The sequence below is a fragment of the Minwuia sp. genome (assembly GCF_048007105.1).
Lineage (GTDB): Bacteria > Pseudomonadota > Alphaproteobacteria > Minwuiales > Minwuiaceae > Minwuia.
In genome coordinates this window covers 1,610,192-1,632,118 of record NZ_CP180352.1, presented here as the reverse complement: position 1 = coordinate 1,632,118, position 21,927 = coordinate 1,610,192, and the positions used below count along the sequence as shown (strand labels likewise).

The 21,927-nt window shown below is 67.0% G+C and carries 26 protein-coding genes; 9 read left to right on the top strand and 17 right to left on the bottom strand.

The features are described 5' to 3' along the window. The first annotated feature begins 98 nt into the window (after positions 1-98). The 3 genes from ACMVY4_RS07860 to ACMVY4_RS07850 all read left to right on the top strand — a co-directional run bounded on the left by ACMVY4_RS07860 (position 99) and on the right by ACMVY4_RS07850 (position 2,426). Positions 99-800, top strand: a complete 702-nt coding sequence (locus tag ACMVY4_RS07860; protein ID WP_416899609.1) for a Tim44/TimA family putative adaptor protein — start codon at positions 99-101, stop codon at positions 798-800. A 43-nt stretch (positions 801-843) separates the two neighbouring features. After that, positions 844-1,980 (top strand): murein transglycosylase A, encoded by a 1,137-nt coding sequence (locus ACMVY4_RS07855; protein WP_416899608.1) that lies wholly within the window; start codon positions 844-846, stop codon positions 1,978-1,980. A gap of 92 nt (positions 1,981-2,072) precedes the next feature. Continuing rightward, a complete protein-coding gene (locus ACMVY4_RS07850) occupies positions 2,073-2,426 on the top strand; it encodes a Spx/MgsR family RNA polymerase-binding regulatory protein (protein WP_416899607.1) in 354 nt (117 codons plus the stop codon). Here the strand turns inward: ACMVY4_RS07850 and ACMVY4_RS07845 are convergent. Next, positions 2,423-3,169: a capsid assembly protein gene (locus tag ACMVY4_RS07845; RefSeq protein WP_416899606.1), complete on the bottom strand. Its 747-nt coding sequence runs from the start codon at positions 3,167-3,169 to the stop codon at positions 2,423-2,425. The genes ACMVY4_RS07850 and ACMVY4_RS07845 overlap by 4 nt on opposite strands. Further along, positions 3,166-3,366, bottom strand: coding sequence for a hypothetical protein (locus ACMVY4_RS07840; protein ID WP_416899605.1), 201 nt, complete (start codon positions 3,364-3,366; stop codon positions 3,166-3,168). Before ACMVY4_RS07840 ends, ACMVY4_RS07845 begins: the two co-directional genes overlap by 4 nt. Positions 3,367-3,541: 175 nt before the next feature. On the opposite strand from ACMVY4_RS07840, the gene ACMVY4_RS07835 reads away from it, so the two are divergent. Beyond that, a complete protein-coding gene (locus ACMVY4_RS07835) occupies positions 3,542-3,724 on the top strand; it encodes a hypothetical protein (protein WP_416899604.1) in 183 nt (60 codons plus the stop codon). Positions 3,725-3,755: 31 nt separating this feature from the next. On the opposite strand, the gene ACMVY4_RS07830 is transcribed toward ACMVY4_RS07835, so the two are convergent. The 8 genes from ACMVY4_RS07830 to ACMVY4_RS07795 are packed head-to-tail and all read right to left on the bottom strand — an operon-like array spanning position 3,756 to position 13,511. Next, the gene (locus ACMVY4_RS07830; protein WP_416899603.1) at positions 3,756-4,532 is read right to left on the bottom strand and encodes a phosphodiesterase; all 777 of its coding nucleotides are present in this window, start codon (positions 4,530-4,532) and stop codon (positions 3,756-3,758) included. A 49-nt stretch (positions 4,533-4,581) separates the two neighbouring features. Further along, entirely contained in the window at positions 4,582-5,883 is a 1,302-nt protein-coding gene (locus ACMVY4_RS07825) for an FAD-dependent oxidoreductase (RefSeq protein ID WP_416899602.1), read from the bottom strand. 41 nt (positions 5,884-5,924) lie between these two features. Continuing rightward, positions 5,925-6,851 (bottom strand): phenylacetic acid degradation operon negative regulatory protein PaaX, encoded by a 927-nt coding sequence (gene paaX / locus ACMVY4_RS07820; RefSeq protein ID WP_416899601.1) that lies wholly within the window; start codon positions 6,849-6,851, stop codon positions 5,925-5,927. Between the two features lie 45 nt (positions 6,852-6,896). Then, complete coding sequence (gene htpG / locus ACMVY4_RS07815) at positions 6,897-8,792, bottom strand: molecular chaperone HtpG (RefSeq protein ID WP_416899600.1); 1,896 nt, start codon at positions 8,790-8,792, stop codon at positions 6,897-6,899. Between the two features lie 3 nt (positions 8,793-8,795). Continuing rightward, the gene (locus tag ACMVY4_RS07810; RefSeq protein ID WP_416899599.1) at positions 8,796-9,929 is read right to left on the bottom strand and encodes a DUF4340 domain-containing protein; all 1,134 of its coding nucleotides are present in this window, start codon (positions 9,927-9,929) and stop codon (positions 8,796-8,798) included. A 3-nt stretch (positions 9,930-9,932) separates the two neighbouring features. After that, positions 9,933-11,825 carry a Gldg family protein gene (locus ACMVY4_RS07805; RefSeq protein ID WP_416899598.1) on the bottom strand — a complete coding sequence of 631 codons (1,893 nt, stop codon included), beginning with the start codon at positions 11,823-11,825 and terminating at the stop codon, positions 9,933-9,935. A 4-nt stretch (positions 11,826-11,829) separates the two neighbouring features. Continuing rightward, positions 11,830-12,564, bottom strand: coding sequence for an ABC transporter permease subunit (locus ACMVY4_RS07800; RefSeq protein ID WP_416899597.1), 735 nt, complete (start codon positions 12,562-12,564; stop codon positions 11,830-11,832). After that, entirely contained in the window at positions 12,561-13,511 is a 951-nt protein-coding gene (locus ACMVY4_RS07795) for an ABC transporter ATP-binding protein (protein ID WP_416900278.1), read from the bottom strand. Before ACMVY4_RS07795 ends, ACMVY4_RS07800 begins: the two co-directional genes overlap by 4 nt. 209 nt (positions 13,512-13,720) lie before the next feature. Between ACMVY4_RS07795 and ACMVY4_RS07790 the strand changes: the two genes are divergently transcribed. Both ACMVY4_RS07790 and ACMVY4_RS07785 read left to right on the top strand, forming a co-directional pair. Further along, a complete protein-coding gene (locus ACMVY4_RS07790) occupies positions 13,721-14,269 on the top strand; it encodes a tetratricopeptide repeat protein (RefSeq protein WP_416899596.1) in 549 nt (182 codons plus the stop codon). Between the two features lie 68 nt (positions 14,270-14,337). Continuing rightward, positions 14,338-15,810: a terminase gene (locus ACMVY4_RS07785; RefSeq protein ID WP_416899595.1), complete on the top strand. Its 1,473-nt coding sequence runs from the start codon at positions 14,338-14,340 to the stop codon at positions 15,808-15,810. Here the strand turns inward: ACMVY4_RS07785 and ACMVY4_RS07780 are convergent, their stop codons facing one another. The 7 genes from ACMVY4_RS07780 to ACMVY4_RS07750 all read right to left on the bottom strand — a co-directional run bounded on the left by ACMVY4_RS07780 (position 15,811) and on the right by ACMVY4_RS07750 (position 19,910). Further along, positions 15,811-16,725 carry an alpha/beta hydrolase family esterase gene (locus ACMVY4_RS07780; protein WP_416899594.1) on the bottom strand — a complete coding sequence of 305 codons (915 nt, stop codon included), beginning with the start codon at positions 16,723-16,725 and terminating at the stop codon, positions 15,811-15,813. A 4-nt stretch (positions 16,726-16,729) separates the two neighbouring features. After that, positions 16,730-17,365, bottom strand: coding sequence for a hypothetical protein (locus ACMVY4_RS07775; protein ID WP_416899593.1), 636 nt, complete (start codon positions 17,363-17,365; stop codon positions 16,730-16,732). Positions 17,366-17,468: 103 nt separating this feature from the next. Continuing rightward, complete coding sequence (locus ACMVY4_RS07770; protein WP_416899592.1) at positions 17,469-17,663, bottom strand: hypothetical protein; 195 nt, start codon at positions 17,661-17,663, stop codon at positions 17,469-17,471. 10 nt (positions 17,664-17,673) lie between these two features. Then, a complete protein-coding gene (locus ACMVY4_RS07765; RefSeq protein ID WP_416899591.1) occupies positions 17,674-17,937 on the bottom strand; it encodes a hypothetical protein in 264 nt (87 codons plus the stop codon). Positions 17,938-17,995: 58 nt separating this feature from the next. Next, entirely contained in the window at positions 17,996-18,772 is a 777-nt protein-coding gene (locus tag ACMVY4_RS07760; protein WP_416899590.1) for a cyclase family protein, read from the bottom strand. Next, positions 18,769-19,644, bottom strand: coding sequence for a sulfurtransferase (locus ACMVY4_RS07755; protein WP_416899589.1), 876 nt, complete (start codon positions 19,642-19,644; stop codon positions 18,769-18,771). Before ACMVY4_RS07755 ends, ACMVY4_RS07760 begins: the two co-directional genes overlap by 4 nt. Before the next feature lie 41 nt (positions 19,645-19,685). Beyond that, a complete protein-coding gene (locus tag ACMVY4_RS07750; protein ID WP_416899588.1) occupies positions 19,686-19,910 on the bottom strand; it encodes a hypothetical protein in 225 nt (74 codons plus the stop codon). 174 nt (positions 19,911-20,084) lie between these two features. On the opposite strand from ACMVY4_RS07750, the gene ACMVY4_RS07745 reads away from it, so the two are divergent. Genes ACMVY4_RS07745 through ACMVY4_RS07735 form a run of 3 tightly spaced genes read left to right on the top strand, consistent with a single transcriptional unit; the run spans position 20,085 to position 21,897 of the window. Next, positions 20,085-20,921, top strand: coding sequence for a CoA transferase subunit A (locus ACMVY4_RS07745; RefSeq protein ID WP_416899587.1), 837 nt, complete (start codon positions 20,085-20,087; stop codon positions 20,919-20,921). Positions 20,922-20,927: 6 nt separating this feature from the next. Continuing rightward, positions 20,928-21,671, top strand: coding sequence for a CoA-transferase (locus ACMVY4_RS07740; protein ID WP_416900277.1), 744 nt, complete (start codon positions 20,928-20,930; stop codon positions 21,669-21,671). A 46-nt stretch (positions 21,672-21,717) separates the two neighbouring features. Continuing rightward, a complete protein-coding gene (locus tag ACMVY4_RS07735) occupies positions 21,718-21,897 on the top strand; it encodes a hypothetical protein (protein WP_416899586.1) in 180 nt (59 codons plus the stop codon). Positions 21,898-21,927: the final 30 nt, after the last annotated feature.

Below are 21,927 nucleotides of genomic sequence, written 5' to 3'. Positions count from 1 at the left end.
CTTGTTCGGCGGACCTCCGGGGCCTATGTTAGTTCCGTGCGCCGCCGATGTTGGCGGACGCCTGACTGTAACCGGCCGGTCAAACCGGAATGGTGGATATGGGTAGCGACTTCCCGATTTTCGAGATTGTGATCTTCGGCATGATTGCCGCGTTCTTCATACTGCGGTTGAAGAACACGCTGGGCAAGCGGACCGGGCACGAGCAGCAGGAGCCCCGCTCCCGCGTGCGCATGGCGCCTGACGACCGCGCCGCCGGCAACAACAGCGCCGACGACAACGTGATCCATCTGCCCGGCGCGGAAGCCCAGCGGGAACAGGCCCCAGCGTTCGACGAGGCCAACGCCACCCCGCTCGAGCGCGGCCTGCACGAGATCGGCCAGGCCGACCGTAGCTTCGACCCCGCCGGCTTCATGCAGGGTGCGCGCGGCGCCTACGAGATGATCGTCACCTCCTTCGCCCAGGGCGACAAGAAGGCCCTGAAGCCGCTGCTCGCCAGCCGCGTCTACCAGAATTTCTGCGACGCCATCGATCAGCGGAAGGCCGAGGATCTGACCCAGGAGACCGAGCTGGTCGGGTTCAATTCGGTCGATATCGTCGAGGCTCGCATGGTCGACCGGAACGCCGAAGTCACGGTCAAGTTCGTGGCCGAGATGATCAGCGTGACCCGCAACAAGGACGGCGAGATCGTTTCAGGCGAGGCCGAGGACGTCAGCGTGGTGACCGATATCTGGACCTTCTCCAAGGATACCCGTTCGCGGAACCCGAACTGGGAGCTGATCTCCACCCGTTCCGCCCACTGAGCGGACCGCCATGCCGCCCGCGTAGCTTGAGAGGCGATCGATCTTGAAACGGGCCGCCCCGCTCCTCTTCCTTCTTGTCGTCATCGCCCTGGCGGCCGTGTTCGCCTGGTACCTGTTCCGCGACAAGGCGCCCGAGGTGGCCGAACCGTCCGTCGCGTTCGAGCGCGTCGATATCGCCGCCCTGCCCGGCTGGAACGCCGACGACCTTTCCGGCTTCCGCAAGGCGCTGGACACCAGCTGCGCCCGCTGGCCGCGCCGCACCAACCCGCTGGGCCCGGCCATGGCCGCCGCCTGCGCCGCCTTGCCGCACGGCGACGCCGCACTGAAACAGCATCTTGTCGCCAACTGGGTTGCCTGGCGGGTGGCCGCGGACGACGGCAAGCTCACGGGTTACTTCGAGCCGGTCTATCCCGGCAGCCGCGATCCAGGCGACGGCTACGAGACGCCGCTCTACGCCGTGCCCGACGACCTGATCAGCGCCGACCTGAAGGATTTCGATCCCGATCTCGGCAGCCGCACCATCCGCGGCCGCCTAGACGGCAAGCAGCTGATCCCCTATTTCGACCGCAAGGCGATCCGTCAGGGCGCGCTGGGCGGCCGCGATCTGGAACTGATGTGGCTCGCCGATCCCGTCGACGCCTTCTTCCTGGAGATCCAGGGCTCGGGCCGTATCGCGCTGCCCGACGGGTCGGTCGCCTATGTCGGCTATGCCAGCCAGAACGGACACGCCTACCGCGCCATCGGCCGCGACCTGATCCAGCAGAATCTCGTGCCGCGCGAAAAGATATCCATGCAGACCATCCGCGACTGGCTGTCGGCCAATGCGGCCCGCGCCAACGAGATCATGGATCTGAACCGCTCCTACGTCTTCTTCACCGAACGCGATGTCGAAGGCGCCATCGGCGCCGAGGGCGTGGTGTTGACGCCGGAGCGCTCCATCGCCATCGACCGGCGGCTCTGGTATTTCGGACTGCCCTTCTGGATCGACGGGGGCCGGCCGGACCTGCAGCGCCTGATGATGGGGCAGGATACAGGTGGCGCGATCCGCGGCGCGGCGCGGGCCGACTATTTCGCCGGGCCGGGCGATGCCGCCGGCGACAAGGCGGGCGCGATGAACGAACCGCTCGGCCTCTGGGTGCTGCTGCCCGACGGCGTGCCGCCGGAGACCGCCCTGCGCTGACGGCCGTCATGCCCTGCCTGTCATTTTCCGCCAACTCGCGCTAGTTCGACCGTGGTTCGATCGCCGCGGCGATCCGTATCGAGGGGAAGAACATGAGCGGCTGGACCGTTTACGGGCTGAAGAACTGCGACACCTGCCGCAAGGCGCGCCGCTGGCTGAACGACGAAGGTATCGTCCACCGCTTCATCGATGTCCGCGATGACGGAATCAGCGAGGCGCAGGTGGCACGGTGGGCCGCGGCCGTGGACCCTTCGGTCCTGATCAACCGCCGCGGCACCACCTGGCGGGGGCTTCCGGAGGGCGAACGCGCCGGCGCGGACAGCGGGGAGGGCGCCGCCCGGCTCGGCGCCGCGCATCCGGCGCTGATCAAGCGCCCGGTCTTCGAAAGCGGCGCCCGCATCCTGGTCGGCTTCACCGATGACGTGAAAGCCGAACTGAAGGGCTAGCCGCGGCCGATCAGGGACTGCCAGCCCTCGCGGACCCGGCGCGCCGTCGCCTCGTGATCGGGGTGGCGGGAGTTGAGATAGGGCTCGGAGGCCTGCAACCGCCGCAGCGCGGTCTCGTCCATCGCCGCCGATGCGGCCGGCGCGTTGCCCGGCACGCCGCGTTCGGTCAGCCGGTCGCGGATCGCCTTCAGAAGCATCACGCCGCGCGCATCGGAGGCCAGTTCCTCGGCTGCCTCCCTCAGCTCCGGCTGTGCTTCGAAGTCCGGCTGCATCAGGGCGCCGAACCAGTGGCCGACATCCTTGCAGACTTCGTCGCAGCGGTGACCGAAGCGTTCCTTCAGCGCCGACATCTGCAGGTCCCGGAACCTGTCGGGGTCCATCATCTCCGCATCCTGGCGGACGAAGGTCTCGACCAGTTCATCGAAGGCGGCCTGGGGCAGGTTGTTGCGCTTCGCCCAGTCCATCGCCGCTGCGGCGAGCGGATCCTCCGGATCGATCTTCCGGCGCGCGCCCAGATCGTCGGGCAGGCGGATCTCGTAGGCCGCCGGCGCCCGGGTCTGGGCCGAGACCTTGCGGCGCAGGTCCCTGTGGCTCTTCAGCAGGGCGGGCAGGTTGACCTCGCCGGCCTCGGCGTCCCAGAACATCTCCGGTATTTCGACATCCTTACCGCGGTACGCGACACGGCGTGCGGCGCTCTCTCCGCCAGCGGCTGCTGCCGAATAGTCGATCATGCTGGTGTTCATTTCCGTCCTCTTTCGATCAGGTTGATGATGTTCCGGACCAGGAAGCGCTGGCCTTCGAGGTGGCGCAGCCGGGCATCCTGCGTGTCCGGGCCCGTCGCGACATCCAGCGTGATCGCCCGGAGATGGGCGATCGCACGCTCGCCATCGGCGCCGCGGAAGCAGCGCGCGAAGCACTTCGCCAGATCGTCTCCGTCCATTCGGCGACTCCGTTCCCGTTGTCCGGCCAGGCTCGACCGCCCGGCGCTTCATCATCAATATCCGATTTCGGTAATTATACAAGAACAATTTTCGTATATTCGGTATTTTTAGGTTGCGCAGACACATTGCGCCGCTAGGCTCGGGTCATCGGAACGAGCGTGAGGGAGACCCGAAATGGGCAAGAGGAGACAGGGGCGGCCGCGGCTGATCATCGGACGGCAGGAACTGCGGCAGAAGCGCGATTGCCTGTGTTGCGGCGAGGCCTTCACCAGCTATGGCCGTTTCAACCGCCTCTGCGCGAACTGCAAGAACGACGAGTCCGACTACAGCATTCTCGGCTTCGACGGGCGGCGGTGAACGCATCGCGCCCGGTACGTTCGCCTGATTGCTAGCTCAGCTTCACATCCACCAGCAGCGGGTGCTTGCCGATATGAGCCAGGTGAGTGACCAGCCCCGCTGCGTCCGACCAGGTGTGCAGCAGACAGGCGGGCGGTTCGTCGACGATGGCGACACCGTCGGTGCGCACGAAGTCGAGCGCGATCTGGTGCGAGGTGCTGGGGCAGGTCTGGGCCAGCGTACCGCCGAAGATCGCGGAGAACGGCCGGTGCACGTGACCGGCGACGACGCGCTGCACCTGCGGATGGCGGCGGATGATCCCGGCCAGCTCTTCCTTGCCGCGGACCAGCGCGTGCGCATCCATGCGGTCGATCCCGCCGGCAAACGGCGGGTGATGCAGGGCGACGATGGTCGGCTTGTCCGGCGCCTCGGAAAGGCGCTCGTTCAGCCAGGCCAGCCGCGCGGCGCAGAGCTCGCCCTCGATCGCGCCCTCGATCTGGCTGTCCAGCGCCACGATCCGCACGGGCAGGTCATCGACCGTGTAGTGGACGAAACCCCCGTCCCCCAGCCAGCCATGCTCCGGAAAGGCCTGGCGCAGCCGGCCGCGGTGATCGTGGTTGCCGACCATCAGATAGACCGGCATGTCCAGAGGCGCGAGGATATTGCGGAGCCGGGCGTACTGGCTCTCCGTGTAGTGGTCGGTGAGATCCCCGGTCGCCAGCACCGCATCGGGCTTCGGCTTCAGCGTCATGATCCAGTCCACCGCCGCTGCCAGCTTGTCGGCCTGACGGGCAATGCGATCCGAAGTCGGTGCCCGGATCGGATACATGCATGTCGCTGATCTGGACGATCAGGGTCATCCGGTTGCGCTCCTGCGCTCAGGCCTCGTCGACGACCGCCAGCATGTCCGGGATGGTCACGAACTTGCGCCGCGGCGCGCCTTCCTTGGCGCGGGCGATCTCGGCGGCGTCGATGGCGTTCCAGTCGTCATACGTCGTCACCCGCACATTGCGCTCCGCCAGCAGCCGGTCAAGTCCGGCGCCGCCCGATTTGCCGCCGCCCTGGCCCAGATCCTCCAGCACCCGCGCGGCGACATCCTGCGCATCGGGGCGGTTGGTGCCGATGGTGCCGGTCGGGCCGCGCTTGGCCCAGCCGACGCAGTAGAGCCCGTCATCGACGCGGCCTTCCACATTGTCGACGATGCCGCCCTTCATCGGCAGGCCCTCGACCTCGCGGCTGACATAGCCGATGCAGCCGATGATCAGCTGGCAGGGAATGTCGATCATCTCGCCGGTGCCGATGGCGCGGTTGTCGACCAGCCGGGTCCGTTCGACGCGGATACCCTCCACCTTGTCGCCGCCCAGGATCTCGACCGGCCGGCGGTAGAACTCGAAATGCACGGTTTTGTCGGCCTGACCGGACCGGTTGCCCTTGAAGCTCTTCAGCACCTCCAGCACCGGCTTGCGGCTGCGCGCTTCCTTGGGGTCCATGTCCCCGGGCAGTTCGTCCGGGATCTGGTCGTCATGGACCACGGAGATGCCCTGCTCCAGCTCGCCCATCTCGCGCATCTCGGCGATGGAGAAGCTGGCCTGCACCGGTCCGCGGCGGCCGAGGATGTAGACGTCCTTCACCGGCGAATCATAGATCGCCTCACCGGCCTGATCGGCAATGTCGGAGAGTTTCATCTCGTTCTGGGTGCGGACCAGCAACCGGGCGCAGTCCAGCGCCACATTGCCGTTGCCGATCACCACCGCCGATTCGATGTTCAAATCGGGCTCCAGATCGGTGAAGTCCGGATGGCCGTTGTACCAGCCGACGAAGGCGAAGGAGCCGTAGACGCCCTCCTTGTCCTCGCCCGGTACGCCGAGCGGCCGGTCGCCCTCGGCGCCGAAGGCGATGATCACCGCGTCGTAGAGTTCGCGCAGTTCCGGAATGCTGATGTGGTCGCCCAGCGCGACATTGCCGACATAGCGGACATTGTCCCGCGCGGCGGTCTGGTCGTACTTCTTGGTCACCTTCTTGGTGGTCTGATGGTCGGGCGCGACGCCCGAACGGATCAGGCCGTGCGGCGTCGGCAGACGGTCGATCAGGTCGACCTGGACGAAGTCCTCCTTCGCCAATGCCTCAGCCGCGTAGAATCCGGCCGGTCCGGCCCCGATGATGGCAACCTGCAGGGTCATTCCAAACTCCTCCCCAGCGCCGGACGGCCTCTCCCCAAAGGCTAGTCTCCGGCTATTCCTCCGAAGCGATGGTAATAGGCCGGACCCGGATTGGGTAGCCGTCCTGACCTTGTTTCCAGCACCTCGCGCGCATGGGACTGGGCCGCCGCGGCGACGCGCCGGTAGATGGCGCCCGCCAGTTCGCGCGCCTCGACGCCGGGCCAGCCGGCGGTCATCAGTTCGGCCGGCAGCATCGGATCGCGCAGCGTGACGCGCCGGAACTCGTGCACCAGCAGCGTCCGGACAATGAAGGCATCGCGCGGCGGCAGGCCCGCCGAACGATCTTCCAGCGGCCCGAAGAGCGCGATGAACTCCCGGTAGCCGGTGGCGATCGCATCATGGTCCCAGGCGCGGGCGACAAGCTCGCGCGCCGCGGCCCCGCCCGCCCCGCCCGGCTCCCGCGAGCGGAAGACCGCGATCCGGTCCGCTGCGCCGAAGTCGGCAAGGATTTCGCGGACATCGTCCAGCGCGGCATCCGGACGGACGAAGACGCCCGGCGCCGCCACGCCGAAGCCCTGCAGCACCAGTTCCCGGGACAGGCGTTCACGGACCGGATCGATCTCCGGCCCGGCGATGAGCGTCAACCAGTCGCCGTCCCAGTCCGGCAGGCCGGTGCGGTAGATCCGCTGATCGGCGGCGGCCGTCAGGTGCCGCCCTGACGGGGCGAGCCGGTAATAGCTGCGCCGTCCGGACTGTTCGCTTTCCAGCCAGCCATCCTTCTGCAGGCGGTAGACCGCCGTGCGCACGACGCGTTCGTTGAGGCCGAAATCCGCAGCCAGCCGGATCAGGCTGCCGAGCCATACCGCCACGCCCGCGGGCGCGATGGTGTCGCCCCAGACCGTGACGATCAGCGACGGCGCCCGGAACCCGGTCCCGTCCAGCAGGCCGGCTGCGATATCGGAAACGCCTGCGGGGGCGGAAACTGACATGGCCGCAAGCTTATCGGCTTCCGCCCCGCATTCAACGGGGCGGGGCTACAGCCCCCGCGTCATGAAATCGGCCATGCGGCGGCTGAAGGCGGCGGGGTCGCTGATCGGTTCGCCCTCGATGATCAGGGCCTGATCGAGCAGCAGCTTCGCCGCTTCCTCGAAGTCGCCCGACGCGCCGCTCTCCTGCACCACGGCGGCCATGCGCCGGATCAGCGGGTGCTTGGGGTTGATCTCGATGATGCGGCGCGACGCCTCGTCGACCTGCTTGTGGGCCTTCAGCATGCGCTCCAGGCGGAGGTCCATGTCGTATTCGTCGGCAACCAGACAGACGGGGCTTTCCTGCAGCCGGTCGGATTCGCGGACATCCTTCACCGCCTCGCCCAGCGCCGTCTTCAGTCCGGCGATCAGCGTACCCATCTCGGTCGCGTCCGGCTTCTCCGCGTCGTCGTCCTTCGGCGCATCCTCGCCACCGCCGATCTTCGACAGGTCGGCCGCACCGCGTGTGACCGAACGCAGGCTCTTCTCCTCGAAGGCGGGGCGGACCGAGATCCAGAAATCGTCGACCGGGTCGGTCAGCAGCAGCACCTCGACGCCCTTGGCGCGGAAGCCTTCCAGCTGCGGGCTCTTGCGGGCGGCGTCCACATCCTCGGCGGTGATGTAGTAGATCGCCTCCTGGCCCTCCTTCATCCGCTCCACATAGGAGGCGAGATCGGTCAGGCCGTCGCCGTTCGTGGAATGGAACCGCGCCAGCTTCAGTATCCGCTCGCCGAATTCCTGATCCTCATATATGCCTTCCTTCAGCACCGGTCCGAAGGCGGTCCAGAACTTCTCGAAGCCCTCGGCATCGTTCTTCGCCTTGCGCTCCAGCTCGGTCAGCACGCGCTTGACGATCTGGCCCCGCATGTGGCGCAGCAGCGGCTCGTTCTGCAGCATCTCGCGGCTGACGTTGAGCGGCAGATCCTCGGAATCGACCACGCCGCGGATGAAACGCAGATAGCTCGGCGCCAGCTCTTCGGCCTCGTCGGTGATGAAGACGCGCTTCACATAAAGCTTCACCCGGTGCTTGCGGTCCGGGTGGAACAGGTCGAAGGGCCGCTCGGTCGGGATGAAGAGCAGCAGACGGTAGTCCACCTTGCCCTCGACATGGGCGTGCAGCGTCAGCCAGGGCTCGTCGAAGCCGCCGCCGACATGGCGGTAGAACTCGATGTACTGCTCCTCGGTGATGTCCGACTTCGAGCGGGTCCAGAGCGCCGAGGCGCGGTTGACCGGCTTGTCGTCATCGTCGGCCTCCAGATCCTCGCCCTTCGCCTCGCCGGACGAGATCGTGATCGGGAAGGCGATGTGGTCGGAATAGGTCTCCACGATGCCGCGCAGGCGGAAGGGCTCCAGGAACTCCTTCTGGTCGTCGCGGATCTTCAGCGTGATGTCGGTGCCGCGGCCGGCCTTCTCCGCATCGGCGATGGTGTAATCGCCCGAGCCGCCGGAGACCCAGGTCCAGGCCTTGTCCTCGCCCGCGCGCCGCGTGGTGACGGCAACCTCTTCGGCGACCATGAAGGCGGAATAGAAGCCGACGCCGAACTGGCCGATCACGGACAGGTCGCCCGACTTCGCACTCTCCAGCTGCTCCATGAAGGCGGTCGAGCCGGACTTCGCGATGGTCCCCAGATTCTCGATCAGCTCGTCACGGGTCATGCCGACGCCGTTGTCGGAGACAGTCAGCGTGCCGGCCGCCTTGTCGATGGCGATGTGGATGCGGAACTCGGGATCGTCTTCCGTCAGCGACGTGTCGGAGATGGCGAGATAGCGTAGCTTCTCGCAGGCGTCCGAGGCGTTGGAGATCAGCTCGCGGAGAAAGATCTCCTTCTCCGAATAGAGCGCGTTGGTGACGATGTGCAGAAGCCTGGAGACTTCCGCCTGGAACTGGAAATTCTCGGCAGTCATCGGTCAGCTGTCCTCTTTGGGCGACGAAACGGTTTCAAGCGAATGCAGGAAATTCTGGGCGGTGAACTCAGCGAACAGATAGGCCCAGCCATCGGCCCGGGCCTTGGCCTTCGCCGCCCGCGCCGCCCCGGCCTCGACATCGATCTCGCGCTTCTTGCCCTCGTCGTTCGGTCCCGGCTCGGGCAGGTCCGCTTCCGGCGTGACCGCTGACGGGTCGTGAGCGATATCGAAGGTGATCCAGTAGCCCGGATCCTTGTCGACCTCGATGCCCGCCTCGACGGTGCGGACGGTGACCGTCGTCCCGTCGTCGATGCGGATCGTGGTGACCACCGCGCCGGTCATGTCGACCTCGGCGGCCGGTTTCACGTCCTTGAACGGCAGGAACTCGAGCGCGCGCTGTGCGGCGGTGAGGCGGATGTCTTCCTCTTTCCGCCCTTCCGGCAGATTCTCGACATGCAGATTGCCGAACTTGCCGCGCGCCAGGTCGAGAACGCCGCCGTCGGCGCGCGCGACGGAGATCGCGCGGACCTCCTCGCGCTTCACCTTGATCAGGTCCTTGTCCAGCCAGGCGGTCGGGTTCTTGCGGATATCGAAACGGCCCTCGACGAGCCAGCTCTGATCCTCGTCCCAGCGGCGGACATAGGCCTGACCGGCCTCGCGGGAGGTCGGAAGCGCCTTGACGCGGCCGATCAGCAGATCGGCCATCGCGTCGCCATCCGCATCCTTCGCCGTGACCCGGACGCTGGTGACATCGCCTTCCTTTTCCAGATCGACCTTCGGCGGCTCAAGATCCAGACGGGCGAACTTCGCCGGATCCGAAGTCCGCGGCGCGACAATGCGGGCGTTGGTCAGCGCGACGACGGCTTCCTTCACCCGGTCGATATCGGCGGGATAGCCATTGCGCTCCGCCAGCACCCAGCGGCCGCCCTCTTCCTTCTTCAGCGTCCACGCGGCGTGTCCCGTATCGACGGACAGCTCGGCCACCCGGTTGGCGCTCGCGCCTTCCAGACCGGGGAACAGCGGCTCGCCATATTCGCGCTCGGCCAGCTGGCGGTTGCGGTCGATCACCGACCAGACGGCGCCCGCGGCGAAGATGGCCGTGACGATCAGAAGGACAATCCAGTTGCGGGATTTCATGGGTCAGGTCTCCCGGACGCGCTGGCTGGCGATGCGCCGCTGACGGCGGTAGAGCGCGATGCCGATGGCAAAGAGCAGCACCAGCGCGGGCATCAGCGCCAGGTTGGCAAGCTGGACCCGCGACTGCAGCGCCTCGATATCGCTGCGCAGGCTGTGCTGCACGGCGCGCAGGTCGCGGCGGGTCTCCAGCATCTGGTTCTGGAAGGTCTCGATCGCCTCCTGCTCCTCGGACGAGAGGAGATCGGTCGAGCCCTCGCCGGTCTTCGACTGCAGCTCGGCCAGTTTCGCTTCGGTTTCCGAGAGCTTCTCGACCAGTGCCTGCTCCTCGGCAAGATACTGCTGCTCCGCCGCGCGGCGCAGTTCCTCGATGCGGCGGAAGGGCCGGTCGCCCTCGGCGCGGCTGCGCAGACCGATCAGGTCGGCGGAACCGGCCAGGTTGTCCAGCGCGTTGATCAGGAAGCTGCCGTTGCCGCTGGTCGGTTGCGAGATCTCCTGACCCAGCATCTGCTGGCGGGTCAGCCAGTAGCGGTCGTCCATCATGTCGGCGTCGGCCACCAGAATGATCTCCACGCTGCCGTCGGATTGCGCGACGTGCTCGGCCTCGACGCCTCCCGGCGCCGCCTCGAAGGCCGATTTGACCGGCCCGCGCAGACGGGCGGCGAGCACGTAGCGCTCCTCGGTCGGCACCATGTCCGCCAGTAGCGCCTGCGGGTTCGGCCGGTGGCGGAAGCGCGAGGCCTCGAACAGCATGGAATCGGCGCTGGACAGAACCAGCGGGCGGACATCCAGCGTCGCGTCCTCGGTCTGCCGGATATGGCCCGCGGTGGGCATGATCAGCGGCATCTGCAGTTCCGCCGTGACCACGTCGTCACCGTTCAGCGCGTCCGGCCCGGCGGTGATCCAGCCGACATAGTCGATGATCGAGCGCCGCCCCTGCCCGGCATTGACCCGAGTGGCGTTGCCGCGGTCGCCGACGATCCTGTCCTGCTCGACCTCGACGCCCCAGGCCTGGAACAGCTCGGGCAGCACCAACTCATGGCGGTCGAGCGGGTTGGGCGCACCGCCGGCCGGCGGCAACTGCGCACCGGTCTCGGAGAACGGATCGGCGAAGACCAGGGCCTTGCCGCCCTTCACGATGTACTGGTCGATGGCGTAGATCTGCTGCGGGGTGAGATCGCGCGCATGCAGCAGCATCAGGACCTCGGTGTCCGCGGGGATCTCCTCCCAGCTGCCCGGCAGGACGTCGGTGATGAAGAACTCCTGCATCGGCTGCATGATGCCGTAGGGTCGGCTCTGCCCCCGCATCGCGGCCTGCACGCCGCCCGGCCCCCATTCCAGCGGATAGGACGACACGATGCTCAGCTTCGGGCGATCCGGGTTGGACAGGCCGTAGATCGTCCGGGTCAGGTCGTATTCCAGAAACCGCGCCCGCTCCGGCGAGAAGAAGCCGATGGCCTCCTGATCGTCGGTCATGTTGGTGCCGACCAGGCCGAAATAGAAGTTCTCCCCGCCCGGGCCGATGGGCACGCCCGACAGGCCGGCGTCGACGGCGCGGTCCTCGGCCTCGGAGAAGGGCTCGGGATCGATGACCTCCAGCCGGATCCTGCCGTTCGACGCGGCCTGGTATTCCTCCAGCATGTTGATCACGTTCTCGGCGTGATTGCGCACCGTCGGCGCGTTGGCGGACAGCGAACGCGAGTAGTAGAGCTTCAGCGTCACCGGCTCGTCGAGACCGCCGAGAAGGTCCAGCGTCCCGTCGGAGAGGGTGAAGAGATCCCGCTCGGTCAGGTCGATGCGGCTGCCGCCCAGGAAACGGTCGGCCAGCACATTGGCCGACAGGAACAGGATCGCCGCCAGGACGACCGCGGAATAGTTGAAGAAGCGCTGGTTGATCATCGGCTCAGCCCACCAGCTTCTTGTGTTCGATGATGACGACATTGGCGAACAGCCAGACCGCGATCAGGGTCCCGAAATAGACCAGATCGCGGATGTCGATCACGCCCTCGACGATCGAGGTGAAGTGCACGAGGAAGCTGAAACTGGCGATCTGGTCCAGCACCGCCTGCGGCGCCCATGCCGAGAAGAACTCCAGCACCAGCGGCGCGCCCGAGACCGTGAAGGCGAAACAGACGACCGTGCCCACCACGAAGGCAATGACCTGGTTCTGCGTCGTCGCCGACAGGCAGGAGGCGATGGCGAGATAGCCGCCGGCCATCAGCAGGCTGCCGACGTAGCCGGCCAGGATGACGCCGTTATCCGGATCGCCCAGATAGTTGACCGTGATCCAGAGCGGGAAGGTCAGCGCCAGGGCGATGCCGGTGAAGGCCCAGGCCGCCAGGAACTTGCCGATGACCGCCGCGGGCACCGAGATCGGCAGGGTCAGCAGCAGCTCGATGGTGCCGGTCTTGCGCTCCTCCGACCAGAGCCGCATGCCGATGGCCGGGATCAGGAACAGGTAGAGCCATGGCAGGTAGGTGAAGAAGCTCTTCAGATCGGCCTGCCCGCGCTCGAAGAAGTTGCCCAGGTAGAAGGTGAAGGCCGCGGTCGTCAGCAGGAAGATGACGATGAAGACATAGGCCACCGGGGTCGCGAAGTAGCCCGAAAGCTCGCGGCGGAAGATGGTCAGCATGTTCATGCGGCCTGCTCCCCGGTTCCGCCAATGGTGATGGTGCGGAAGACTTCGTCCAGCCGGCCCTGATCGACATGGAACGACGACAGTTCCCAGCCCCGCGCCCGGGCGAGCTGCGCCACCTGGTCGGCGATGGCGCGGCCTTCCTCGGGGAAGACGATGAAACGGCCGTCGCCCTCGGTCTCGACCCGCGCGACGCCCGGCACCTTCGAGACGTCGTCGCGGATGGTCTCGAAATCCGGCAGCGTCTCGCCCGAGAGCTGCACGACGACAGCGTTGTGGTAGCGCGAGCGCGCCATCAGTTCGTCCGGCGTGCCATCGGCGACGACGCGTCCGTGCGCGATGATCATGGCGCGCGAGCAGACGGCGGCGACCTCTTCCAGGATGTGGGTGGAGATGATGATCGCCTTCTCCGGTGAGAGCTCCCGGATCAGGTTTCGGACCTGATGCTTCTGATTCGGGTCAAGACCGTCGGTCGGCTCGTCCAGGATCAGTACCTCGGGGTCGTGCAGCAGCGCCTGGGCCAGGCCAACGCGGCGCTTGAAGCCCTTGGAGAGCGTCTCGATCGGCTGATGCATCACCCGCTGCAGCTCGATCCGCTCCACGACCTCGGCGATGCGGCGGCGGCGGTCGGCGCCCGAAAGGCCGCGCACCTCGGCGATGAAATCGAGATAGCCGGCCGGCGTCATGTCGGGATAGGCGGGCGCGCCTTCCGGCAGGTAGCCGATCTTCTTCTTGGCGGCGATGGGATCGGCGATGGCGTCGATGCCGGCGATCCGCACCGCGCCCTCGGTCGGACCGAGAAAGCCGGTGATCATCTTCATGGTGGTCGACTTGCCGGCGCCGTTCGGCCCCAGGAATCCCAGCACCTCGCCGCGCTTCACCTCGAACCCGATCCCGTCCACGGCGGTGAAGGCGCCGAAGCGTCTTACAAGTCCCGACACCTCAAGCATCGTTTCCACGTGCCCGGTCTCCCCTGCTTTCCTGTCGCCATGTGGCCGCTCGCCGGCGCCTGCGATCGCGTGCCGCTTCTTGATCTTGGTTTCGCGGCGTGCGGCTAGTTAGGACAAGCGCAACGGCGGTTCAAGGGGTGGCGGATATGGCGGGCGCGCACACAAGCGTGTCTCGACGCCGCCAGCCACTTGCGCCACAATCAAACGCCATGCTCAGAAGCCTCGTCCTCCTGGCGGCGATCATCCTGGCCATGCCCGGAACCGCCGCTGCAGATCAGAACAACCCCGAACTGGACAAGCTGTTCGGGAAGCTGCAATCCGCCAACGGCCTGTCCGCCCAGGCGGTGCAGGACCAGATCTGGCAGGTGTGGCACGATTCCGGTTCGGAGACCGTCGATCTGCTGATGCTGGATGCTTCCGAGGCGATCAACCGCGGCCTGCTGGATCAGGCGGAGGCGCAATACGACGCCATCGTCGATCTGGCCCCGGCCTTCGCGGAAGGCTGGAACCGCCGCGCGACGCTGCGGTTCATGCGCGGCAACTACACGGGCTCGATCGAGGACATCAACCGGGTGCTGGAGCTCGAACCCCGGCATTTCGGGGCGCTGGCCGGCCTGGGCGCGATCTACGACCGGCTGAACCAGCCGGCCGCGGCGCTGAAGAGCTTCGAGCAGGCGCTGCTGATCAATCCGCACATGCGCGAGGTAAAGCAGCGCGCCGAGGCGCTGGAAAAGGAAATCGGCGACCGGGACATCTGAAGCGGGCACGCATAGGCCGCTGCCCACTAGCCTGAGCCTTCCGAGCTCCGACCGGAAGGACTGCCCCCTTGAGCGCCACCGACCCCATTTCCGATGACACCATCGACCAGCGCCTGAGCGCGTTTCGCGACGACCCGATGGGCTTCGTCCGATGGGCCTTCCCCTGGCGCGTGGCAGGCACGCCGCTGCACAGGGCGCCCGGCCCTGAGCGCTGGCAGGCCGACATTCTCGCCACCATCGGCAGGCGGCTGACAGAGGCGGCGCTTCAAGGCAAGGGGCCGGACACCGAACCGGTGCTGGTCGCCGTCGCTTCGGGCCACGGCGTCGGCAAGTCAGCGCTGGTGGCCTGGCTGGTGATCTGGGCGATGGCGACGGCGCGCGACACCCGTGGCGTGGTCACCGCCAATACCGAGATCCAGCTGAAGACCAAGACCTGGGCGGAACTGGCCAAGTGGTTCCGGCTGAGCCGCGTCCGGCACCGATTCAGGCTCGGCGCGACCGCGCTGCAGGCGCGCGACAGCGAGGCGGCGAAGACATGGCGGATCGACATGGTGCCGTGGTCGCTGACCCAGACCGAAGCCTTCGCCGGGCTGCACAATCAGGGCCTTCGGATCGTGCTGGTCTTCGACGAGGCCAGCGCCATCCCCGCACCGGTCTGGGAGGTCGCGGAGGGCGCGCTGACCGACCGCGGCACCGAAATCGTCTGGGCGGTATTCGGCAATCCGACCCAGGCGGCGGGCCGGTTCCGCGAATGCTTCGGCCGCCGGCGGCACCGCTGGATCACCCGGCATGTGGATTCGCGCGATACCCGGCTGACCAACGCGGACCAGATCGCCAGATGGATCGACGATTACGGCGAGGATTCCGACTTCATCCGCGTCCGGGTGAAAGGGGAGTTTCCGCGCAGTTCCTCACGGCAGTTCATTGGGGCCGACCTGATCGACGCCGCGCGGCAGCGGCATCCCGAACCGGAGGCGGACGCGCCGCTGGTCATGGGCGTCGACGTCGCCCGCTTCGGCGACGACCAGTCGGTGATCCTGCTGCGGCGGGGCAATCTGCTGGCCGGCGAGATACAGCGCTTCCGCGGTCTCGACCTGATGCAGCTGGCGGCGCGGACGGCGGAACGCATCACAGAACTTCATCCCGACGCGGTCTTCGTCGATGGCGCGGGGATCGGCGGCGGCGTCATCGACCGGCTGCGCCATCTCGGCCACCGCGTGCATGACGTCAATGGCGGCGAGGCCGCCCGACGCCGGCGGGACTACGTCAACCGCCGTGCCGAGATGTGGGCCCGGATGCGGCACTGGCTGAAGGACGGCGCCATCCCGGACGACCCGGCGCTGGCCGCCGATCTGGCGGGACCCGAATACGGCTTCGACGCCAAGGGCCGGATCCAGTTGGAGCGGAAGGAGGACATGAAGCGGCGCGGCCTCGCCTCGCCCGACGCAGCCGACGCGCTGGCCCTGACCTTTGCCGACTTTGCCGCGCTTTCGCCCGATCTGAAACCGCAGGACGCGGAGACCGGGTTCAGGGTGCTGTAGCTATTCCGGCAGCCTGTGATCCTTCAGGAACTGCCAGACATGCAGCGCCGCCGGAAAGTCGCGCGGCGCCGGCCCCAGGATCTCGCCCAGCCGGCCCGGCAGGTTCGGCATCAACGCGTCCGGCCAGCGATGGCCCATGCCCTCGAAGCGGTAGAGCACGACCGACGCATCGCCGCGGCAGCCCGTGTAGCGGGTCGCGAGGAGACGCATCCCATCGTCCAGCGGCATCGCGGGCTCCACCGTCGCCGACCCGCAGCCGCTCAGCTGGCGGAATATCTCGACCGTCCGCTCCGTCGGCAGCACATGACCGCGATTGCCCGGCACCATGGCCGCGACCGGCCCGCCTTCCCACGGGATCAGCAGGTCTTCCGTGCCGTTCATCAGCAGCACGGGCACCGGCCGCGAGGGACGGCAGGTCTCTTCCGCCTCGACCGGCAGGCTGGCGATGGCCGGCGCGATGGCGGCGAAGGTATCGGCGGCCTCGCAGGCCAGCCGGAAACTCATCATGCCGCCATTCGATGCACCGGTGGCGTAGGTGCGGCGGCGGTCAGCGATCCCGTCGGCGGTCAGCCGCGCCGCCAGCGCGGTCAGGAAACCGACATCGTCGATCTCGCCGCCCTGCTTCTCCAGCAGTGCCGGCGCGGTGCGCGCGTCGTTCCAGTGCCCCTCGACGCCCTGCGGGTAGACGGTGACGAAACCGGACGCCTCGCCCTGGTGGTGAAAGCGGCTGGAGCGCCGCACCCTCTCCTTCGACCCGCCGCCGCCATGCAGCATGAAGACTGCCGGCGCCGGCAGGGCGAGACCGTCGGGGACAACAAGGTCGTAGCTCCGCTCGATCCCGTCATGAATGAGCGTGTCGGCAGCAGCCGGTGCAGCGAGGCAGAGAAGGGCGAGGATGGCAAGCCGGCGCAGCATCGTTTCACTCCGCAGCCCGGACATCGTCGAGCATCGCTTCCGTATCGTCGAAGGATGGCCACCCGAACCCGAAGGACGGCAGTTGCACCGCGATGGCGGTCAGGAAACGGCCGTTGACGATGCGGACCGTCCCCGCCACGTCGCCCGATGCGGGCCTGTCTTCGGCAAACCGCTCCATGCAGAGCTTGCCTCCCACGGCGGATTCCGTCGCCGCCATGTCCACGCAGCTCGGCTTCACGGCTCGTTCGCCGGCGCCTTCCAGGATCTTGTCGAGAAACGCGCGGCGAAGGTCGCGCTTGTCAGGGTTCTGCATCGACTGGAACAGTCCGCGCAGCAGTTCGAACTGCAGCAGCTGTTGCCCCGTCGCAGGCCATTCCCGGCCGTCCCGCGCCAGCACACCCCAGACCCGGAGCCTGAGGTCGTCGAGGATGGCGGGATCGTCGAGACGCCCGACGGCGCTGCAATCGATCTGGAACACCTTCGGCTCGATGTAGCGCCGGAGCTTCTGTCCGCCGCTCCTGCCGAGGGCCCTGGCGACCAGATCGGAATCCGAGATGTCGCAGAAGCCGTCGGCGGCCGGCACCGTGTAGGTCCTGCCGTTCATCTCGAAGCTGGAGAGATCGGCCGCCGCAACCGGCAACGCGGCAAGGAAAACACATATGGTCAGGACGCAACGCATGAGCGCAGTAGGCGGCAGGCGGGCGCGGATGGCAAGCGGCGACGCCGGGATGGCGGTAACGTTCTCAGGAACGCACCACCGCCTGCGCCTGTTCGTGCCGTCGCCTCAGATCCGCAATCATCTGGAAGGCCCTATCGTCCATCCGCAGGGGCGGCGCGCCCTCGGCCTGCAGCACGATCTCGCCGTCGGAGAAGGTCACGGAAAGCCGCAGCCCACCGGCCTGTTCGATCTGCGCGAAGGTCTCGACGGCAGCGGTCACCCGCACCCGGTCACCGCCGACCGGCCAGATCGACGATGTCGGCGCGTAGCCGTCGGAAGGCCAGCGCGGACTCCTGCTCCTCGATATCGGTCTCGATGGGGTCGATCAGGCCGAAGAAGGCGTCGTCCAGCGCCTGCTCGACCGAGCCTCGCAGATCTTCCTGCGCGGCCTGGTCGAGATCCGAGGCCATCACCGCCGGGCTCATGGCCTTCAGGATGTCCGCCCGTTGCCCCAGCAGCCGTTCGCGCTCGTCGAGAAGATCGTCCAGATGCATGCCACCGTCTCCATGATTGAAGGCGGTATTATCGGTATTTTTACACTATCGTCAAGGTTCAGGCATCCATGATCGCGACGGCGCGGGTCCAGCCCGCCGAGGCGCCCTTGATCTTGACCGGGAAGCAGCAGACCGTGAAGCCGTCGCCCGGCAGCGCCTCCAGATTGTGCAGTTTCTCGAGGTGGCAGTAGCCGATGTCCCGCCCCGCCTTGTGGCCTTCCCAGATCACCGAGGCGTCTTTCTCCTCGGCATATTTCTCGGCGGTATGGACGAAGGGCGCATCCCAGGACCATGCATCGGTACCGGTAACGCGGACGCCGCGCTCCAGCAGATACATGGTCGCCTCGTAGCCCATGCCGCAGCCTGTCTCGACATAGCGGTCCGAGCCATAGGCCGCGCCCGCGGCGGTGTTGACGACGACGATCTCCAGCGGCTGCAGCTCGTGCCCGATCCGCTCCAGCTCGGCTTCGACGTCGGCAGCCGTGACGACATAGCCGTCGCCGAAGCGTCGGAAGTCCAGCTTGACGCCCGGCCGCATGCACCAGTCGAGCGGCACCTCGTCGATGGTGATCGCCCGCTCGCCCTTGTTCATGGTCGAGGCGAAGTGATAGGGCGCGTCGAGATGCGTGCCGTTGTGGGTGATCAGTTCGACCCGCTCGACGGCCCAGGCTTCGCCGTCCGGCAGATCCTCCGCCTTCAGGCCGGGAAAGAAGGGCAGCATCTGCGGCAGCGACATCTTGTGGTCGATGTAGTCGATCTTCGGCCCGAAGGGTTGCGGGTCGGATATGACATCGTTCTCCAGCGGCATGGAGATGTCGATGATGGTCCGGCTCACGACTGCGGCCCCGTCTCCATCGGCAGCGCCTCGTCGACGGACCATTCGGTCAGCGAGTTGTCGTAGAGCGCCACATCGTCCCGCCCCAGCAGCGCCATGACGAAGGCGGGCGTGGTCGCGGCGATGCCGCCGCCGCAATAGGTGATCAGCCGCCCTTCGCCGGTCGCGCCGACATCGTCCAGCATCGCGCGCAGTTCTTCCAGCGAACGGAAGGCCTTGGTCGCCGGATCGATCATCTCGCGGGCAGGCGCGACCTTCGAGCCGGCGATGCGACCGGGCCGGCCGTAGGCGACGCCGCCGCCCTCATGCTGTTCGCGGCTCAGCGCGTTCAGGACCAGCGCACCGCCATTCGTCACCGCGCCCAGCACGTCCTCGCGGCTGGCGATCAGCCCGGGCCGCGGCTTCGCGGTGAAATCGCCCGGCGGGTAGCTGGTCTCGCCGCTCTCGACCGGCTTGCCCTCGGCCTCCCACTTGTCGATGCCGCCATCCAGGATGGCCGCATTGTCGAACCCGAAGGCGCGCAGCATCCACCAGACGCGCGTCGCCCACATGGGATGAAACCGGCTGTAGAGCACGACGCGGCTGTCATTGCCGACGCCAAGCTCGCGCATCGCCTTCTGGAAATGGTCAGGCTCGGGAAAGGTGAAGCGGAGCTTCGGATGGGGCTTCGACAGCTTCGCCTGGATGTCGATGAAGCCGGCGCCCGGAATGTGCGCCGAGCGCCACTCCTCGATGCAGGGAACGACGCGGTAGGTGCTGGCGGGATCCGGCTCCAGCCGGGTCGAGCAGTCGAAGATGCGGACGTTGTCGTCGGCCAGCATCTCTGCCAGCCGGTCAGTGCCGACGAGCCAGCGTTCTGTGCGGTCGGTCATGGTGCTCCCTCCCCGGATTCATGCCCGGAAGGAAGGGTATCTCAGCCCCCGGCGTAGCGCCAATTCTGCTTGTACTGCCGCAAGGACTCCTGCGCCTGGCGCAGGTCGTTCTCTTCGCCGGGGGTCATCGCTGACACCTCGAAGCCGCGCCCCGTCTCACGAATGTAGACCGTTCCGCCGGAACCGAGCCTGAACTTCTCCGCGAGTTCGTCGGGCAGCACGACGGCGGTGCGACCGTTCGCTTTCGTGATCTTTGCTCTGGCCATCGATTTATCTCCACGTTTCCAAGGAGATACATCAAAATTAACATTTGTTCAACAGCGTTCCTGTGGATAATCCCGGCGCCTGCCGATATCGGATGACAGCCAAGCGCTTGTGATGCCTTGGCCGCAACGCCGCCAGGCTGGTAGATTGCACACAAATATCCGGAGGAATGCGACATGGCGGGCATCGTGCTTTCGAACATCGACGATCTGGCGGCAATGGTAACCGACGGCGCCAAGGTGGCGGTGCCGCCCGACTATTCCGGCGTCGCCATGGAGCTGACGCGGGCGCTGGTGCGGCGCGGCGTGCGCGGCCTGCATCTGGTCTGCGTCCCGGTCACCGGGCTGCAGGGCGACATGCTGATCGGCGCAGGCGCGGTGGACACCATCGAGACATCGGCCGTCACCCTGGGCGAGTTCGGCGGCGCGCCGCGCTTCCAGAACGCGCTGAAGTCCGGCGCGCTTAAGATCATGGACGCGACCTGCCCCGCGGTGCACGCCGGCATCCAGGCGGGCCAGAAGGGCATTCCCTACATGCCGCTGCGGGGCATGATCGGCTCCGACATCCTGAAGAACCGCAGCGACTGGAAGGTGCAGCAGAACCCGTTCTCCGACGAGGAGGACCCCATCGTGCTTCTGCCGGCGATCCGGCCCGATTTCGCGATCTTCCACGGCCTGAAGGCGGACCGTCAGGGCAATGTCTATCTGGGCATCCGCCGCGAGCTGTTCGCCATGGCCGGCGCCGCAAAGCAGTCGCTGGTGACGGTCGAGGAGATCGTCGACGGCAACCTGCTGGAGGACGACGCCACCGCGGCCGGCACGCTGCCGGGCCTCTATGTCGGCGGCGTGGTCGAGGCGAAGCGCGGCTGCTGGCCGATTTCCTTCTGGAACGAGTACGGCACCGACGGGGCGCACATGCAGGGCTATGTGGCCGCCGCGCGCTCGGACGAGGGCTTCGCGGCCTATGTGCAGGAGTTCGTCCACGGCGCCGCCTCGGCCGAGGCTGCCGAATGAGCGGCGCTGGCAGACCCTGCGGAGGTCAAGACCGAGGAACTGCTGATCACCATTATCGCCCGTCTGCTGGAAGGCTGCCGGCTGGTGGCGGCTGGCGCATCCTCGCCCATTCCCGGCGGCGGCTGCCTGCTTGCCAGGCGTCATTCGGGCGGCGCGATGCACGTGAACATTCTCGGCAGCCGCGCCAACAACCTGATGACCAATGGCGGCGTCGAACTGTTCGACTGGGCGGGTCAGGGCCGGCTGGACGCCTTCTTCCTTGGCGGCGGCCAGATCGACGGCGAGGCCAACATCAATCTGGTCGGCACCGGCGACTACCCGCAGAACGACATCCGCTGGCCCGGATCGTTCGGTTCGGCCTATCTCTACTATCTGGTGCCGCGCGTGATCCTGTTCCGCGAGGAGCACACGCGCCGCGTCTTCGTGCCGAAGGTCGACTTCGTTTCCACGCCCGGCGTCAGCGACGAGAGCGTCTACCGCACCGGCGGGCCCTACGCGATGGTCTCGCCGCTCTGCCTGATGGGCTTCGACGCGAAGCGCCGGCGCTTCCATCTCAAGAGCGTCCACCCCGGGCACACCATCGAGGAAGTCCGCGACAACACCGGCTTCGATTTCGACGTGCCCGACAACGTACCCGAGACCGAAATGCCCAGCCGCGCCGTGCTCGACGAGATCCGCCAGCACGTCAGCCGCGAGATCGCCGAGACCTATCCGCGCTTCGCCGAACGGGTCTTCGACGTCGCGGCGTAGCTGCCGCTGCCGCCCCGGACCCGATTCCGGGGCGGCCCGCGCGGCGTTGTCCGGCACGGACGCCGAATCGCTTGCGCCGTTCAGCCCGGATTCAGCAGACTTTCCCAACTTCATGATGCGCGGCTGTCCGGTCGCGCGCGGCGGCTCACAATGGCGTCAGATCGCCGGAATCGCCCTGTTTCCGCCCGTTTCGATGGCTTACTTCCAGTCGGGCATTTGCAATTGAGGAGGCTTTCGTGAGCCAGTATAATCCCAC

Excerpts from the sequence above, each read along its gene's own strand:
- ACMVY4_RS07860 (WP_416899609.1), top strand. The coding sequence starts at position 99 with ATGGGTAGCGACTTCCCGATTTTCGAGATTGTGATCTTCGGCATGATT.
- ACMVY4_RS07850 (WP_416899607.1), top strand. The coding sequence starts at position 2,073 with ATGAGCGGCTGGACCGTTTACGGGCTGAAGAACTGCGACACCTGCCGC.
- ACMVY4_RS07845 (WP_416899606.1), bottom strand. The coding sequence starts at position 3,169 with ATGAACACCAGCATGATCGACTATTCGGCAGCAGCCGCTGGCGGAGAG.
- ACMVY4_RS07840 (WP_416899605.1), bottom strand. The coding sequence starts at position 3,366 with ATGGACGGAGACGATCTGGCGAAGTGCTTCGCGCGCTGCTTCCGCGGC.
- ACMVY4_RS07835 (WP_416899604.1), top strand. The coding sequence starts at position 3,542 with ATGGGCAAGAGGAGACAGGGGCGGCCGCGGCTGATCATCGGACGGCAG.
- ACMVY4_RS07830 (WP_416899603.1), bottom strand. The coding sequence starts at position 4,532 with ATGTATCCGATCCGGGCACCGACTTCGGATCGCATTGCCCGTCAGGCC.
- ACMVY4_RS07825 (WP_416899602.1), bottom strand. The coding sequence starts at position 5,883 with ATGACCCTGCAGGTTGCCATCATCGGGGCCGGACCGGCCGGATTCTAC.
- paaX (WP_416899601.1), bottom strand. The coding sequence starts at position 6,851 with ATGTCAGTTTCCGCCCCCGCAGGCGTTTCCGATATCGCAGCCGGCCTG.
- htpG (WP_416899600.1), bottom strand. The coding sequence starts at position 8,792 with ATGACTGCCGAGAATTTCCAGTTCCAGGCGGAAGTCTCCAGGCTTCTG.
- ACMVY4_RS07810 (WP_416899599.1), bottom strand. The coding sequence starts at position 9,929 with ATGAAATCCCGCAACTGGATTGTCCTTCTGATCGTCACGGCCATCTTC.
- ACMVY4_RS07805 (WP_416899598.1), bottom strand. The coding sequence starts at position 11,825 with ATGATCAACCAGCGCTTCTTCAACTATTCCGCGGTCGTCCTGGCGGCG.
- ACMVY4_RS07800 (WP_416899597.1), bottom strand. The coding sequence starts at position 12,564 with ATGAACATGCTGACCATCTTCCGCCGCGAGCTTTCGGGCTACTTCGCG.
- ACMVY4_RS07795 (WP_416900278.1), bottom strand. The coding sequence starts at position 13,511 with ATGCTTGAGGTGTCGGGACTTGTAAGACGCTTCGGCGCCTTCACCGCC.
- ACMVY4_RS07790 (WP_416899596.1), top strand. The coding sequence starts at position 13,721 with ATGCTCAGAAGCCTCGTCCTCCTGGCGGCGATCATCCTGGCCATGCCC.
- ACMVY4_RS07780 (WP_416899594.1), bottom strand. The coding sequence starts at position 16,725 with ATGCTGCGCCGGCTTGCCATCCTCGCCCTTCTCTGCCTCGCTGCACCG.
- ACMVY4_RS07765 (WP_416899591.1), bottom strand. The coding sequence starts at position 17,937 with ATGCATCTGGACGATCTTCTCGACGAGCGCGAACGGCTGCTGGGGCAA.
- ACMVY4_RS07755 (WP_416899589.1), bottom strand. The coding sequence starts at position 19,644 with ATGACCGACCGCACAGAACGCTGGCTCGTCGGCACTGACCGGCTGGCA.
- ACMVY4_RS07750 (WP_416899588.1), bottom strand. The coding sequence starts at position 19,910 with ATGGCCAGAGCAAAGATCACGAAAGCGAACGGTCGCACCGCCGTCGTG.
- ACMVY4_RS07745 (WP_416899587.1), top strand. The coding sequence starts at position 20,085 with ATGGCGGGCATCGTGCTTTCGAACATCGACGATCTGGCGGCAATGGTA.